Genomic DNA, 15,211 nt, shown 5'->3' with positions numbered 1-15,211 from the left:
ACCAACACCCCACCCAACCACAAAAGGCCAGACAGAACATCAACCAACAAAAAACATCATAAAAAGCTGACACACTATTGAGATCCCAAACAACACACCCACACCCAACAAACAACCCACAAAACAAGAGTCATTCACCAGGGAAGCAACTTCTCTATCTTAGTACTTCTTGATTTTAATTTCAAATCGAAGAGATCTTAAGTTTTAGAGATCCGCACCACGTCCAAGAAAAATTCTTTTCAGTTTCTTTCTCGTTCGCTTGGCGACAGGAAAATACTTTAGGTGGAAATGCAGGTCAGCGTCAAATCCGAGCGCCGTGTCCCTACTCACACAGACTTCAATGCGAAGTCCCAAACCTATTTTTCACCACGCTTAACCGTGGTTTTTCAGCAAAATATAGGGGATTCTGGTTTACCAGAATCCCCTATAGCAAGGCTAGGATCTGCAAAATTTACTTCTTCGCAGCAGGATCTTTGCCGTAGGCCTTCATAGCTTTACGGCGCAAAAGTTCCGTAACAGCAGCATTAACACCCGCGGTTACCGCGGTGAACACTACAATCTGCGCACCCGGCAGATCAGTATCGGTTTCGTCTCCCTTCGGAGTCGTTTTACCTAAGCCCTTTTCCCAGACAACTTCAACTAGCTTCTGCGCAACAAAGCCAGAACCCGCCGAAATTCCCAGCGAAAGAAGTTTCCAACCAAGATTCATAGTTCCTCCATCTTCGATAACCTAATTATGTCTAAACTGCACGCCGCGCGCTCATTTTTCCGTGATTTTTACCAGTCGGCATAAAAATGGACGAAAACAACGTGGGAACGTTAAAGTCTCACTCAGGTTCGCGAGCACCGGCTTCGGCATCTGAAACAGCACTTGATGCGACGTCACCACGTCCACCATCATCTTCACTCCACATGATTCCGCCACCCATATCCTCTCTCAGTTCATCAACTACCATATCGTCACTAACAACGCGGCCGGTCCGATACCCAGCACGCGAAAGCATATGCGCCGAAATCGGCGAAGAAATCAGCTGAAAAGCAATAACTACGAGCAAAGTCCAGGTGATCGAGCTCTGCCGAACCATCAAAATCACACCCAGCAAGAACAAAATCAACGATAATACCTGAGGTTTCGTTGCAACGTGCTGGCGTGAAAGCAGATCTGGATACCTGAGCATCCCAATCGCAGAAATCAAGGTAAAGATTGATCCAATGCAAATAAACCCAAGGCCGACGGCATCTGCAATAACAACCCACGAAAGCTCACCCACGTTGATCACCACTTTTTCTCGTACCGCTTTCCTTCGCGGCACTTTCCTTCGACAGCTTTCGACGCCGTTTGCGCACATCGGTTTCTGGACGCGAACTTTGCGAAGCGTCATCGGCAGTGACTTGTTCAAGGTTCTTTCGCCCCACGCTAGTCAACGGCTGCGCGAAACGCGCGAGCGTCGTCGAACCCAAGAATCCAATAATAGAAAGTGCTACGAAGACAGGAAGGAGATCTGCGCGCCTCGTTGCCGCGGCTAATAGCGCAAACGCACCAACCACGATCGCCGTGATCATATCCACTCCGGCCATGCGGTCAAGAGTGGTTGGACCCTTTGCAATCCGGACAATGACCATCAAAGCGGAAATAAACAAAATTCCCACACAAATCACTAATACCACTGTGAACAGCATCTACTCCTCCTCATCCACTTCACCTTGGAGCCTGTTTCCAGCAATCCTGCTAGCCAAAGCTTCGAAAGAGGCATCAGATTTCGTAACGATTCCGTCGGTCATCACCTGAGCTTCCTCCGGGGCCACAACCGCACTACGAATCCGAACCTCGCCTGTTTGAGGAGCGTACGGGGTTGGTAGCCGGCCCGCTGACGGCATCGCACCTGGGACGTAGCCCGCGTCCACGAGCTCCTCATCTGAGGCGAAAGCGCGAAGTACCCGTTCCTCTTGATCAAGAACCGTGCGGTGAATACCCGGGATTCCACCTGCCAGATTCGTGTCAAACACGTGAACGTAGAGCGTTCCAGAGATCCTGTGGGTATCGACGACGACGGAACCCGGCACAAGTCCGGTCATTCCCGCCACCATTGCCAGGTAAACGTCCGAATGGGAATGCAATTTTACACGGATAATCGCGCCGTGAGGGCGTTTACCTGAAAGAATGAAACAAGCTTGGAACCACGACGCACGCAAAATGTCCCAGAAAAAGATCGCGACTAAGCGCATCACGCCCAGAGGTCGGAAACGACCATCGAATGGCGTGGCTGGAAAAGGAACAATTGTGGTTACAAATAGAGCAATTAGGAAGCCCGCTACAAAGTTTCCAGTGGTGAGGTCACCCCATAGCATCACCCAAGCTATAGTGAGCCACACCAGAGTACCCATTGAAGCGTGCGGAAATCTTCCCGGGCGTTGCGTTGCTCTCCGAATCAACTGCGCAGAATTACTCATGCGAATCACCCACCCCCTTCGATGTAACCTTTTCGGAGATACCCGAACCGCGTTCACCATCAGGTAGAACTGCCGATATATAGAGCTTCCTAATTCTCTAGCTCCTGGGCAGCTTGAAAGGTGTATCGATTGATTGGACCAGCCCCGAACGAAATCACAACGGTTACGGCAACTAAGAAAGCCGCAGACCCAACCATTCCTACCGGCGTCGGCTTCGAGGGCAGTTCCTCGGGTGATTCTTGCCAAAATGCCATATTCCAGGCACGCATCACAGCGTAAAGCGTGAGCAAAGAAGTCACGATTCCCGCTGCGACTAGGAACCAGTCCAGGTACGTGCCGCGATGAACCGAGGATTGCATCAAGCCAATCTTTCCAAAGAAGCCTGAGAAAGGCGGAATTCCAGCTAGATTGAGCGCTGGGATGAGGTAGAGAACCGCAATCAGCGGCGCGGTACGCGCCAAAGCTCCGAGCTTGGTAAGGGAGGTTGAGCCGCCGCGACGTTCGATAAGACCGACGACGAGGAACAGCGCCGTTTGCACCGTGATGTGGTGGACGGCGTAGTAGATCGTTGAGCTCACTCCTTCGAAGGAAGAGAGCGAAACACCCCAAACCATGTATCCGATGTGCGATACCAGCGTGAAGGAAAGGAGACGCTTGATGTCGATCTGCGCCACAGCACCAAGGATGCCGATCACCATGGTTAGAGCAGCGAAAACACCAATAATTCCATCGAGCCGATCGGATGGGAACATAAGAACCTGGGTGCGGATGATCCCATAGATACCCACTTTAGTGAGAAGACCAGCGAAAACAGCCGTTACTGGAGCTGGAGCGGTCGGGTAAGAATCGGGAAGCCAAGCTGAAAGTGGGAAGATTGCCGCTTTAATTCCGAAACCAACTAGAAGGAGCGCTTGAATACCAAGTCGCACCCCGGCGTCGATCTCTGGGAAGCGAAGCGCTAATTGAGCAAGGTTAACGGTGCCCGCCGCAGCGTATGTCATTGCGATGGCAATAAGGAAAATTGCCGACGAAACCAGCGAGATCACCACATAGATCATTCCTGATCGAATACGATCGCGGGTTCCACCCAAAGTGATGAGCACGAATGATGCCACCAAGAGCATCTCGAATCCAACGTAGATATTGAAGAGGTCGCCCGATAGAAAGGCATTCGAAACTCCAGCAGATAGGATCAGGAATGCGGGATGGTAGACCACAACTGGAGCAGCTTCGTCTCCATCAGAAACACCTTGGAAGATCGAGTAGACCAACACGGTTAACGTCACGGTGACCGAGGTCAGTAGCATGACTGACGAAAGCTGGTCGGCAACTAAAGTGATTCCGACGGGCGCAGACCAGTTACCGACGTCCAGAACCACCGGCCCTGAACTTGACTTCCACACTAAAACCGCTGCCACCACTAGGACGATTGACAAAACCGCGGTGGAGAAAAACATCTGGAGACGGCGAATCGACGCGAATGCTAGGGAAATTCCTGCTCCAAGAAGTGGGAGAACGATCGGAAGGGCTACTAAGAAACTCCAGCTCATCGACGGACACCCCACGAATCTTTAGTTGGGTACTGTTCACGCGGCCGATCTAAAATCGGGTCGATTGAGCCCAAGAGTTCATTATCTTCACGCTCACCTTCAGTTTCATCGTGAGTGGTTTCCGCATCTTGTTCAATCGGCATCAGTTGCTCCACGCGAGCATCAAGCCTTTCACGTTCGACGCGCCTGGTGATGCGCCTGTCTTCAAGGTCGTCTTGAACTTCATCGTTACCGTTGAGCTGCCAGGATCGATAACCCATCGCAAGCAAGAATCCCGTAGTGGCCAAGCCAATGACGATCGCTGTGAGCATCATGGCCTGGGCAAGCGGATCCGCCATTTCATTGGCGGGCGAATCGCCCACGATCGGCGCAGCTCCGGCTCCGCCACCGGCAATGAGGAACAAGATATTCATTCCGTTGGTTAGATTCGCCAGACCCAAGACGATGCGAGACAGCGAACGTTCCAAAATTAGGTACACCCCCACCGCAATCAGAACTGCGGCAAGTAGCAACAGGGCGAAGGAACTAGTCATAGCTATCGCACCTCCGTTCTTACTGTTCGTTCTTGGTGTTCCTCAATTGCGTCACGAAGATGGCATTGTTGGGCTTGGTCTGCTTCTTGTTCATCGCGGCGCAGATCCCGGACCGGATAGATCTGTGCATCATCGAGATCACCGAATCCTTCGATCTCTCCGTGACGATCAATTTCTGCTCCAAGGGAGCGCAAAATTTCCAGCACCAAACCGATCACCACGAGGTAAACACCGCCGTCGAAGAGTAATGCAGAGGCGATCTTAACGTCACCAAACGCGGGAAGGGTTGTTTCTATTTTTACCGTCTGCATAATGGTGCCGCCAAAAGCGAGCGGTAGAACAGCATGTATAGCCGCAAGGGTAATTCCAGTCCCCATAAGGTGACCAGGGTTAAGTGGCAGCGCAGCTCCTAGTTCGTAGCGCCCTCCTGCAACGTAGCGCAGAACGAGTGCCACACCTGCCATGATTCCGGCAGCAAATCCACCACCTGGGTGATTGTGCCCTGCGAAGAGGAAATACAGCGAAACAATGACCATCGTGTGAAAGATTAATCGCGTTCCAACTTCAAAAATAACCGAGCGACGCGGGGCGGCAAGAGTGTTGGATCCGGCCAACCAGAGGCGGTTTCTACCTTGGACTCGAACAGTGCTTGTTGCATTTGGGTTCGCGAGTTCAGGCCCTGGACCTGTGTACTTCGAATCAGAGGTTCGCTGCCAAACCGGGCGGGCATCGTCATCGAGCTTAGGGAGGTTGCGGAAGCGGTCCAAGCGTCCACCACGGTCGCGGATGAAGAGCAACGAAGAAATACCAATCGCAGCGGCAATAACCACGGAGATTTCCCCAAAAGTATCCCAGGCACGGATATCTACCAGCGTCACGTTTACGATGTTTTTGCCATAACCGTAGTAGTAGGCTTCGTCATGGAAAGCCGCAGAAACCGGTGTTGCTTGACGTGCTCCAGCCGCCAGCCATGCCAAAGTAGCAGCGGACACCCCCACTACTGCCGCGAGAGCAATGCGGATCCAGCGCGTGAGTTTGATCGGCCTGTTTGAGAAATATGCAGGTAGGCGTCGCAAAACCAAGATAAAGAGGACGAGCGTCATCGTTTCTGCCAAGGTTTGAGTCAATGCCAAGTCTGGCGCGCCGTAAAGCTCATAGGTGAGGGCGACGCCGTAGCCCGAGATTCCTATAAGTAGCACAGCTTTGAGCCGGTGGCGGGCACGTGCACCGATCAGAGCGGCAGCCGCGGTGATGATGACGACGGCTAACTGAGCTGGGGAATCATAGAGTCGAAGTTTCGGAGTTGCCAGGGTTCCACCAAAAATCAGAGCGCTAGCTACCACCGCCAAGGTGAAGGTAAAGATGGTTATTAGATAAGCAGGAAGTGATCCACGCTGAATGAGTGACGTGGTGGTTCTGGAAAGCGATTCTAAGGCCTTGAGGGATCCTTGGAAAACACGGTCCGCACGCAACGGGAATTCTGTTTTCTTTGTAATTGCCAGCCACGGTTCTCTCACCGCAAATACCACTACGCCTAGTACAAAGATTGCAAGTGTAATAAAGAACGCCGGTGAAAATCCCGCCCAAAGCACTAAATGACCTTCATGCCCGGGAAGAAGGCGGGCGTGCGGAGTAAGCATTACTTCAATTCGAGGTGCAAAAAGCCCAACCATCAAACCGGCTAAGGAGAGAACTCCCACCGGGATGATCATTAACCAAGACTTGGTTTTAATATCAAGAGGTTCGACGCCGGGTTTTGATGCGAAGGCACCCCACCAGAAGCGAATACTGTAGGCCACAGTGAATACTGAGCCTAGAGCAATCGCAATCCACGTAACTGTGGCAATAGTATCTGCACCGACGAGCGCATGAAGCCCAGACTCCTTGGCGATGAAACCAAGGAAAGGCGGTAGACCCATCATTGAGGCAGTAGCGATACCAGCGAAGGTGGCTACGATCGGCATTTTCTTCGCCATCGAACTGAGCTTTCTCAGGTCACGCGTACCGGTTGCCCAGTCAACAATACCTACCGAGAGAAAAAGTGAGGATTTGAAAAGAGCGTGAGCAATGAGCATTGCAAGGCCTGCCAGCATCATCGCCGAGGTACCGTATCCCACCATAATTGTAAGTAAGCCCAGCTGAGAAACTGTGCCAAAAGCTAGTACCAGTTTGAGGTCGGTTTGGCGTAGAGCTCGGTAACCACCAAGAATCAGCGTTCCAATTCCGGTCACCAGAATCGCTACGTGCCAGATTTGTAGATATGCAAAGCCCGGAGCCAGGCGTGCAATGAGATAAATTCCCGCCTTCACCATCGCAGCAGCATGGAGGTAGGCAGATACCGGCGTGGGTGCCGCCATCGCAGCAGGAAGCCAGAAATGGAACGGAATAATCGCAGATTTTGTAAAAGCTCCGAGCAAAATCAGAGCCGTTGCAATAGATACGAGCGTAGGTGCCACCGGAGTCGCATCCAAAGTTCCGACACCGAGTGATCCACTCCGTGCACTCGCTATCAGTTCCGAAAGTTCAAAGGAACCACCAGGAATCGAGCCCAGAATGACGATACCTGCCAGCATCGCCAAGCCACCCGTCGTCGTAAGAACCAGAGCTTGCATGGCAGCGCGACGCGAAGAGCTGCGGTCAAAACTATGCCCGATCAAGAGGAAGGAAAAGACAGTGGTCAGTTCCCAGAAAAGATAAAGGGCAAGGGTATTGTTGGTGGTCACTAAACCAAGCATCGCACCTGCAAACCCCATGAAAACCCCAGCGAATCGGGAAAGTCCTTGGGCAGACGCGGAAAAATATCGGCTTGAGTAAATCAATACCATCATGCCGACCCCGGTGACGATAAGTGCCATGAGCCAGGAAAGGCCATCGAGCCTGAAAGTGAGGTTTAATCCCAGCTGAGGAACCCATGTGATGTTTTGTTCTGGAAAATCACCAGATAGCACTCGCGAGCGCTGGCTAAGTAAATAACCGAAAGAGATAGCCGGAATTAGAGACAGTAGCAAGAATCCTAATCGCCCACGCTGCACAGTTAGAGGCGCCAGTAAAGCACCAAGAGCAAAGATCGTGAGCAGAGTAAGCATTGTCCTCCAAGACGTATTCGCGCTACTTCGCGTGCGCCGCCTCTAAGAACATTTGGCGAACTTACAACCGTTGATGGCATGTACCTGATTGATTACAGCAGGTACATAGAAAGCCTGTGGCGCTACGAAGCGTCACCTCTATTATAAGGGAAGCTAAGAATCGAACTCGAGTTTTTAATTCAGCTTTATGCGCAATCTTCAGAAATCTTGTAAGGAAAATGAAGCTAGCGCGATACGTCAATCCGATGGAAGTTCTGATGAGAACGTGATGCAGTAGGGCCACGCTGACCCTGGTAGCGCGAGCCAGTTGCACCTTGACCATACGGACGCTCAGAAGCTGAAGAAAGCTGGAAGAAGCAGAGCTGGCCAACCTTCATGCCCGGGTAGAGTTTGATTGGCATAGTTGCGGTATTAGACAGCTCAAGTGTTACATGCCCAGAAAATCCCGGATCGATAAAACCGGCGGTTGAGTGTGTAAGGAGACCCAAGCGACCAAGTGAGGATTTACCTTCGAGACGGGCAGCGACGTCGTCACCCAAAGTAACCTGCTCAAACGTTGCACCTAAAACAAATTCTCCCGGATGGAGAACGAAGGAGCCATCAGCTGGCACTTCAACTCGAGTGGTGAGATCCGACTGATCAGCAGCTGGATCAATCACGTCGTACCGGTGGTTATTAAAGAGCAAAAAGTGACGATCGAGGTGAACGTCAACCGACGACGGCTGGATCATTTCCGAATCCCAAGGATCTAGTTCGATTCGGCCATCTGCAACATAAGTACGAATATCGCGATCTGAAAGTAACACGTTATAAATTGTGGCATGAATAGAGTAAATCGACAATGAGCGTTGAATTTTGAACGGTTTTGATTGGTTTTAAACCAAGGTGATGCACGGAACATTTTTAACGTTTCCAAACTTAGCTTTCCCTTATTTCTTTGCCATTAGCTCAGGAAGTGTGCGCGTCGCAAGTTTAATCATAAGGCGTAGGTCATTATAAGAAATCATTCCCAGGAAACTAGCAGCTAAATCCTAGGAATGTATCGGTAATTAAGAATTAAATAAAGCCATGCCACACGTCATGAAGCAACACACCGAGCAGAAATTCAACAAGCTCAACCAGCACACTAGAGGGACACGAACCCAACTCGAAAATCGACACGCTCCAGCACATAATACCGCACAGCTCTCGCGCAACGCGTTTATAACGCTCTGTGGCGTAGGTGTAATTGGAGGAGTACTTTTCGGACTTACCTTCCTGAACCTAATATCCAAAAACGGCACATGGATTTACAACCTCTCTGTACTAACGGCAGTTGTTGGCACGTATGGGGTTTTAATTATGTTGCTTTTGATCTCCCGTTTGCCGATCATTGAGCGTTCTTACGGGCACGACCAGCTGGTTTTATGGCATAAGAAATTTGCCTCAGTCGCGCTGTGGCTGATTTTCGCTCATGTCTTCTTAATTGTGCTCGATGGCACTGGTGGCATCGCCGGGATTTCACGTTGGTTCGGCACGCTCTGGGAAGATGTATTAACCCTGGAGTGGGTATTTGCTGCCCTGGTTGGACTAATCCTTTTTGCAGTTGCAGGTTTCACTTCGTGGAAACACGCCCGCAAACACCTCAAACACCAAACCTGGTGGACGATCCACCTTTACATGTATCTTGCAGTGCTCTTTTCGTTCCTACACCAAATTGACATTGGTGGTCCTTTTGCAGATGGTGCTGGGAAGGCTCTCTGGGTTATCTGTTACGCCGTCGTCTTCGGTGCAATCGTGTGGTACCGAATCGTTATACCACTGTGGCGTTCCCACAGGCATAAACTAATGGTCCAAAGCGTCATCAAAGAGAACGACGACGTCGTGTCCGTGATCATCCGTGGTAACCATCTAGACGAGCTGAAGGTAGAACCCGGGCAATTCTTTCAGTGGCGGTTTGATGCGCCGGGACTTGCTTACGAGTCTCACCCCTATTCAGTTTCAGGTATGCCGCACAACAATCACATGCGGATTTCCGTCAAGAACCTTGGGGATGGATCAAATGCCCTTACAACGCTCACGCCTGGAACACGAGCTTTTATTGAGGGACCCTACGGCGCCACGACGTCCAATCACGCCAAATACACCAGCCGAAGCATATTAGTTGCCGGTGGAATCGGCATCTCTCCCATTATTTCCCTTGCCTATGCAATCTCCGCCACGAAGCCCGTAGATTTGATCTACCGTGTTTCCTCGCTTTCCGAGGTGGTATTCGACGCCGATCTCAATTATCTGAACAAGCTCCCAAATGTACAAGTGCACGTCTTGCCAGGATCACGCAAGATCTACCCGATGGATGCTCCTATGCTTGACCTTTTACTTGGCGACGTACATGATGCCTCGGCTTATATCTGCGGGCCAGAAAAGTTTAACGAGCATGTTAAGGAATCGATGCTCACGCTTGGAGCTTCAGCCCAGAACATCCACATCGAGCATTTCAACTGGTAATCACTAGATCCATACTCGACGGGTGCTGGACCCATCGTTTAACTTCAAACTTTTGAAACGAATATAAGGAATTTTTATGAAAGCAACACGCAAAGGTAAAATTATCGGCGGAGCCACGGTAGCGGGGACACTCGCCGTACTCATCACCAATCCGATCCTCCAGCTAGTGCAGGACTCACAAGATTCTTCACTGCCACTGGGGATTTCTCAAAGTTCCACAGGTCAAAGAAGCACAAGAACGACGAGCGTTGCAGAGCAGAATTTACCCGTCAACCAAGACGTAGCTCAAAGTCCGGTTCAAAACCCGCCACGATCAAACTCGGGTGCGGCGGCATCCCAAGGAAAACCCTACGAAAGTTCGGCGGAAAACAAATATGGGACCACCAGAGTGCGAGCTTGGGTGAACAATGGGAAATTGGCAAACATTGAGATCCTTGACGTGCCAACCGATCATAAATCACAGCGCATCAATAGCCGAGCGATGCCAACCTTGATTGAGGAAGCACTTCAAGCACAGTCCGCTGATGTACATGGAATTTCAGGTGCTACCTACACTTCACAGGCGTTCAAAGAATCCCTACAAGCAGCCTTAGATCAAGCTGGAGTTGTGAGTCACAATGCGAGCAAATAACAGTGGTGAAAGAGCCATGCGCCAGCGCTACACTGAGGAAATCTGGGGAACGGTTGTAACGATCGATGTTCACCAGCTCGATGGGGAGGACCCGGTGAACTGGGACACCGTCGATATTGCCTTTACCGAGTGTAGTACGTATATGAAGAAGGTCGATGCTGCTCTCTCCACTTTTCGCTACGACTCAGAAGTTACCGCGTATCGAAACGGTTGGCGCAAATTGCACGAGTTTACCTGGAGTATCAAGTCTGAGGCGATGTTGCTTGATGTAATCCGAGCATGCGAATGGGGAAAGTCGATTACTGATGGTGCGTTTGACCCATGGGCGGTTGGTGGTGGCTTTGATCCATCTGGTTTTGTCAAGGGCTGGGCAGCGGAGTCAATGACCCAGATTTTAGGACGCTTTGGTTTAGAAAACTTCTCCATCAATGCCGGTGGTGACGTGGTCAACCGCGGTTATGCTTGTGTTGATACACAAGGAGAACTTGTGGCGTGGCGCATCGGAGTGCGCCACCCAGACGATCCGGGTACTATCGCTGCCAGCTTTGACGTTACGAATGCAGCAATTGCAACGTCTGGCACCTACGAGCGCGGGATGCATATTGTGAATCCTTTTGTTACAAAAGCGGTGGCTGGTGACTCTCGATTTACCGTCACTGCTGATGGGCCATCCAGACCTACAGGCAACTCCCACTCTTACCTCGCCGCCCGTTCCTCCACAGTTATCGGGCCCGACGCTGGTGTGGCTGAGATTCTTTCCACGGCATTGATCGTTGCTGGACGCAACGGCGCAACTTGGTTTCGCGAGCTACCAGACTATTCGGCATTCGTCGTCGACCCCGACGGTGCGCAAACCACGTGGAGAATCGGCGGTGAGGCAGATTTAGTGCCAATTCGGTAATTTCACAGCTAACCGGTGATTTCACAGCTTTGAGGCAGGCTGAGAATTAGCAGCTCCACGATGGGAAAGCACAGGAAATTGAATCTCACCCCCGTGATGGCTTAGGATTTAGGGGCACCAAATTAGGCTCGTGGCTAACTGAGTCTGGACACATGCGGGTGTAGTTCATCGGTAGAACGGCAGCTTCCCAAGCTGCAGAGGCGGGTTCGATTCCCGTCACCCGCTCCACTAGGACGCTCATTTTGATACCAAAAGTGTGAGTGCGAACAGGACCCCTCGGGTTCCGAGTTTTACTAGGTAAAACAAGGAATTCGAGGGGTTTGTTGTGCTTCTGGCATGGTGCAGATCGGGCGTGGAAGCGGGTGTCCGAGCAGGTTTTGGGTGCTTCGGTCGGGTCGCGAATAGTGCTCTCAGGGGGTAGCGCCAAAAAGTGTGGCTTGCGCCGAAAAGTATGAGTGCCGCCGAAAGGTATCAGATAGACAGAGAAGTGCGGGATCCATCGGCATGCTCGGGAACCGGTGCGGATTGGATACAAGGCAGTAACCAGCAGTCGTTGAGGAAGCGGCAGAAACGTGCCTGCGACTAGCAGAAACGCCCAACCGTGACCACCCGACCGCCAAGATTCTCGCGTCATCGTCGATCTGTATACAGACAAGGGAGCGACGACCGGCTTGGCGCAACCCCCTATCCACTGTCTGCAGAGGTCCCGCCAAAAGGTGTGAGTAGTGCCAGAAGATGTAGGTGACACGGCTTGCTATTCGTCCTTTTCAGAGCGTGTATATGACTAGCTCAACGACAAGGAGAAAGACCATGGACACTTTTCGACCTGGCCCTACGGACTCAATCGTGAGGTTTCATCTGACGAACTTCCTGTTGGAAAACCTTGCCCATGAGGGTCACGTTGAATGGCTAGAGGCTTTCAAAGCACACAAGCATGTTGCCGAGGTGCTTGGTCTGGTGACGCGTGAACTACCCTGGCTAGCAACCCGCACGGATCCACAAGGACACAAGTCTTTCGGCGTTCGCATGTCGCGCAAGATTATGTGCGGCGACTGCGGACGAGCGTTCGGCCACAAGACCTGGCACTCGGGCACCCCGAACCGGGTCGACGTGTGGGAGTGTCCCACGAACTACGTCAAGCGCGGCACCTGCGCCACCAGCCACCTCTACCAGGAAGTGCTGCTGGTGAAAATGGCTGAAGCGTTGCAGGTGCTCGCTGGGCGCAACCGCGCGGCGGTCGACCAGGCCGTGCACAAGCTTGCGTACAACCGGTGTGCGACGACGCCCATCGACGCTCCACACGGCGATCGACAAGCTCCTGACCGAATCGCCGACGCAGCTTGCGCTCCACATCCCGGATTTCCTTGCCGTTCTGGAGGGTGGGTGCATGCTCACCGATGGCAGGCTCGGTTTCGTGTTCATCACCGGCGAAGCCGTCACCCTCGACCTGCCGCAACGCTGGAGCCCCGTGATGCGCCCAGGCGAACTCGCAACTACGAGCGCTACCGACCGGTTGGCGGAGGCATCCTCGACCTCGGATGTGCGTACCTGTGCTCTGACGCAGATGGCCTTACTCGAAAGCATCATCCGCGCATAATGCCGGGCCACCAAAAACCACCCAGTTCATACTCATTCCACTTGATTCGGATGAAATCATATGAAATACTATCCTCGTTCAGGACGAGGAGGACTGGGATGGAACAGGAACCTGACCGTTGGATTGGAATCGATGAGGCGTCGGCATATCTGGGCGTAACCAAAGACAGCATCCATAACTGGATTCGAAGTAGGGAGCTCGACATCCCTGCACACAAAATTGGCAAGCTCTGGAAATTCAAGAAATCTGAGCTAGACAGTTGGGTCAAGAGCGGAAAGAGCGCATTATGAGTATTGCAATTGAACGGGAGACCCATAAAAAGGTAATTGTTCCCCCGATAAAGATCCAAGGAATAAAAACCAAGCTTGTTCCATTTATTATAGAGACAGTTACGTGGAATCAGGAGGGGCGCTGGATTGAGCCGTTCCTCGGCTCCGGGGTTGTCGCTTTTAATATTGCACCCCAGCGAGCGTTGCTGACTGACAAGAATCAGCACATCATCAGGCTATATCAGGACATTCAGTCTGACCGTATCAACAGCAGAGTTGTCAGGCAGTTCTTAGAGTTCCACGGTGCCCAGCTTTCTAAGGAAGGCAAAGAATACTATTTGGAGATGCGCCAGAAGTTCAACGAGAACGCAGACCCACTGTATTTTCTCTTCCTGAATCGATCAGACTTTAACGGCATGATTCGCTTCAATAAATCAGGTGGCTTCAACGTCCCATTTTGCCAGAAGCCCGATCGCTTCTCTAAGGCGTACACCACAAAGATCTGCAACCAGATTGAAGCGGTTGCTTCCGTGATGCGGGATAAAGATTGGGAGTTCAAGGCCGCACCCTGGCAGGAAACAATTATCCGAGCCCAGCGGGGTGATTACATCTACATTGATCCGCCGTATATCGGCCGAGACACTTCATATGTGGGTGAATGGCCCGAATCTGAAGCGATCGAGCTAGCACGCCTTGCTCACGAAACCCCTGCAGATGTTTGTCTTTCGATGTGGAAAGAGAACAAATTCCGCAGGAATGAGCACCTATTTGATTACTGGAGCGATTTCGTGTGGCACGAACGGGATCACTTCTACCACTTTGGCGCAAAGGAGAGCAACAGGCACGCTATGACTGAAGTCCTGGCTACAAATCCCTAGGCGACAAGTCACTCTGATCGAACGAGAAGCTCTCTACGCGCTTCAGTACATCGACTAGGTCGAACGGCCGCAAAAGGCTGAGTCCTTCACTCTGCTTTGGGAGCCATTCCAGAAATTCTGGTAGAGACGTGTACGCTTTGTTTGCTGACCTGTACTTGGGATAATTTGCCCAGTACAGGTCGTACACATCCTCGCCAAGGGTAGCGAAAGGGCTGTTCCCTTCTACAAAATCTTCAAAGTTGCGCGTTCTGATCGAGCCGATGTTTTCGGTATTGCCAGACCCTGGCTTATCGCCAGAGATTCGGTACTTCTCTTGCATAAAGTATTTGACGTTGGTGTAGGGAGTTTCAATGCTGGCTCGGTCGGCAAAGTCAAATACTTTACTTTCCTGCGCAAAGCCGTTGCGGTTGTAGACAAAGCCGATCACGTAGTGCTTAGCGTAGTCCGTGTACTTGTATTCAATATTCTTAGTGTTATTGCGCATGTACGACGCGAAGGCCCCGAGTGTGAATTTGATTTGCGACCGCTCGGAGGCCACATACGTCGTCTTGATGTCCACGGCGATTTTCTCGGTTGAATCTGGGTCGTCCATAAGGACAAAATCCGGGTAGACCGTCTGAGATGCCGGTGTGATGATACTCAGATTATGTTCCGCTGCAATTTCCTCCAGAACAGGTTGAGCTAGAATCTCAAAAACTCTCCCGATGATTTTGGAATCCGTTCCGAGCGAATGGACTTTGTCGTCAGTTCCCAGAATTCCGTAGACATTAAGGTCGACGGTCTCCATTTTCTTGTAAAAATCCTTAATAAGGTTGGGTGCAGTCATTA

The 15,211-nt window shown here is 51.5% G+C and carries 16 protein-coding genes, 1 tRNA gene and 1 pseudogene; 8 read left to right on the top strand and 10 right to left on the bottom strand.

Annotation, left to right across the window (positions count from 1 at the left end; all coding sequences use genetic code 11):
- Window positions 1-451 precede the first annotated feature (451 nt).
- From EIH22_RS05070 to dcd, 8 genes are all read right to left on the bottom strand, one after another.
- Window positions 452-709, bottom strand: coding sequence for a DUF4235 domain-containing protein (locus EIH22_RS05070; protein ID WP_124054646.1), 258 nt, complete (start codon window positions 707-709; stop codon window positions 452-454).
- 118 nt (window positions 710-827) lie between these two features.
- The gene (gene mnhG, locus EIH22_RS05065; RefSeq protein WP_235001775.1) at window positions 828-1,283 is read right to left on the bottom strand and encodes a monovalent cation/H(+) antiporter subunit G; all 456 of its coding nucleotides are present in this window, start codon (window positions 1,281-1,283) and stop codon (window positions 828-830) included.
- The gene (locus EIH22_RS05060; protein WP_124054645.1) at window positions 1,264-1,680 is read right to left on the bottom strand and encodes a monovalent cation/H+ antiporter complex subunit F; all 417 of its coding nucleotides are present in this window, start codon (window positions 1,678-1,680) and stop codon (window positions 1,264-1,266) included. The genes mnhG and EIH22_RS05060 overlap by 20 nt, the downstream gene beginning before the upstream one ends.
- A complete protein-coding gene (locus EIH22_RS05055; protein WP_124054644.1) occupies window positions 1,681-2,451 on the bottom strand; it encodes a Na+/H+ antiporter subunit E in 771 nt (256 codons plus the stop codon). It lies immediately after the preceding gene.
- 89 nt (window positions 2,452-2,540) lie between these two features.
- Window positions 2,541-4,001, bottom strand: a complete 1,461-nt coding sequence (locus tag EIH22_RS05050; protein WP_200829172.1) for a Na+/H+ antiporter subunit D — start codon at window positions 3,999-4,001, stop codon at window positions 2,541-2,543.
- Window positions 3,998-4,534 carry a Na(+)/H(+) antiporter subunit C gene (locus tag EIH22_RS05045; protein ID WP_124054643.1) on the bottom strand — a complete coding sequence of 179 codons (537 nt, stop codon included), beginning with the start codon at window positions 4,532-4,534 and terminating at the stop codon, window positions 3,998-4,000. Before EIH22_RS05045 ends, EIH22_RS05050 begins: the two co-directional genes overlap by 4 nt.
- A gap of 2 nt (window positions 4,535-4,536) precedes the next feature.
- Complete coding sequence (locus EIH22_RS05040) at window positions 4,537-7,620, bottom strand: Na+/H+ antiporter subunit A (protein WP_124054642.1); 3,084 nt, start codon at window positions 7,618-7,620, stop codon at window positions 4,537-4,539.
- 224 nt (window positions 7,621-7,844) lie between these two features.
- Window positions 7,845-8,426, bottom strand: coding sequence for a dCTP deaminase (gene dcd / locus EIH22_RS05035; protein WP_124054641.1), 582 nt, complete (start codon window positions 8,424-8,426; stop codon window positions 7,845-7,847).
- 262 nt (window positions 8,427-8,688) lie between these two features.
- Here dcd and EIH22_RS05030 point away from each other — a divergent pair, with 262 nt between their 5' ends.
- The 5 genes and pseudogenes from EIH22_RS05030 to EIH22_RS09100 all read left to right on the top strand — a co-directional run.
- Entirely contained in the window at window positions 8,689-10,107 is a 1,419-nt protein-coding gene (locus EIH22_RS05030; RefSeq protein WP_124054640.1) for a ferredoxin reductase family protein, read from the top strand.
- Window positions 10,108-10,183: 76 nt separating this feature from the next.
- Window positions 10,184-10,738, top strand: coding sequence for an FMN-binding protein (locus EIH22_RS05025; protein WP_124054639.1), 555 nt, complete (start codon window positions 10,184-10,186; stop codon window positions 10,736-10,738).
- Window positions 10,725-11,639, top strand: a complete 915-nt coding sequence (locus EIH22_RS05020) for an FAD:protein FMN transferase (RefSeq protein ID WP_124054638.1) — start codon at window positions 10,725-10,727, stop codon at window positions 11,637-11,639. The genes EIH22_RS05025 and EIH22_RS05020 overlap by 14 nt, the downstream gene beginning before the upstream one ends.
- Before the next feature lie 154 nt (window positions 11,640-11,793).
- A tRNA-Gly gene (locus tag EIH22_RS05015) sits at window positions 11,794-11,867 on the top strand.
- Between the two features lie 552 nt (window positions 11,868-12,419).
- Window positions 12,420-12,761: pseudogene (locus EIH22_RS09100) on the top strand (hypothetical protein); the annotation flags it as partial.
- A 13-nt stretch (window positions 12,762-12,774) separates the two neighbouring features.
- On the opposite strand, the gene EIH22_RS09005 reads toward EIH22_RS09100, so the two are convergent.
- Window positions 12,775-13,095: a hypothetical protein gene (locus EIH22_RS09005; RefSeq protein ID WP_235001785.1), complete on the bottom strand. Its 321-nt coding sequence runs from the start codon at window positions 13,093-13,095 to the stop codon at window positions 12,775-12,777.
- Window positions 13,096-13,110: 15 nt separating this feature from the next.
- Here EIH22_RS09005 and EIH22_RS09045 point away from each other — a divergent pair, with 15 nt between their 5' ends.
- The 3 genes from EIH22_RS09045 (at window position 13,111) to EIH22_RS05000 (ending at window position 14,383) form a co-directional block, all read left to right on the top strand.
- Window positions 13,111-13,236 carry a hypothetical protein gene (locus tag EIH22_RS09045; protein WP_268808216.1) on the top strand — a complete coding sequence of 42 codons (126 nt, stop codon included), beginning with the start codon at window positions 13,111-13,113 and terminating at the stop codon, window positions 13,234-13,236.
- Between the two features lie 98 nt (window positions 13,237-13,334).
- Entirely contained in the window at window positions 13,335-13,526 is a 192-nt protein-coding gene (locus EIH22_RS05005; protein WP_073716808.1) for a helix-turn-helix domain-containing protein, read from the top strand.
- Entirely contained in the window at window positions 13,523-14,383 is an 861-nt protein-coding gene (locus tag EIH22_RS05000; RefSeq protein ID WP_073716807.1) for a DNA adenine methylase, read from the top strand. Before EIH22_RS05005 ends, EIH22_RS05000 begins: the two co-directional genes overlap by 4 nt.
- On the opposite strand, the gene EIH22_RS04995 is transcribed toward EIH22_RS05000, so the two are convergent.
- Window positions 14,370-15,209: a type II restriction endonuclease gene (locus tag EIH22_RS04995; RefSeq protein ID WP_124054637.1), complete on the bottom strand. Its 840-nt coding sequence runs from the start codon at window positions 15,207-15,209 to the stop codon at window positions 14,370-14,372. The two genes, EIH22_RS05000 and EIH22_RS04995, sit on opposite strands and share 14 nt — an antisense overlap.
- Between the last annotated feature and the right edge of the window lie 2 nt (window positions 15,210-15,211).

It is taken from the genome of Arcanobacterium ihumii (genome assembly GCF_900604515.1).
Classification (GTDB): Bacteria; Actinomycetota; Actinomycetes; order Actinomycetales; family Actinomycetaceae; genus Arcanobacterium_A; species Arcanobacterium_A ihumii.
Note: the sequence above shows the minus strand (reverse complement) of the source record. Positions and strands in the feature narration are given on the sequence as shown.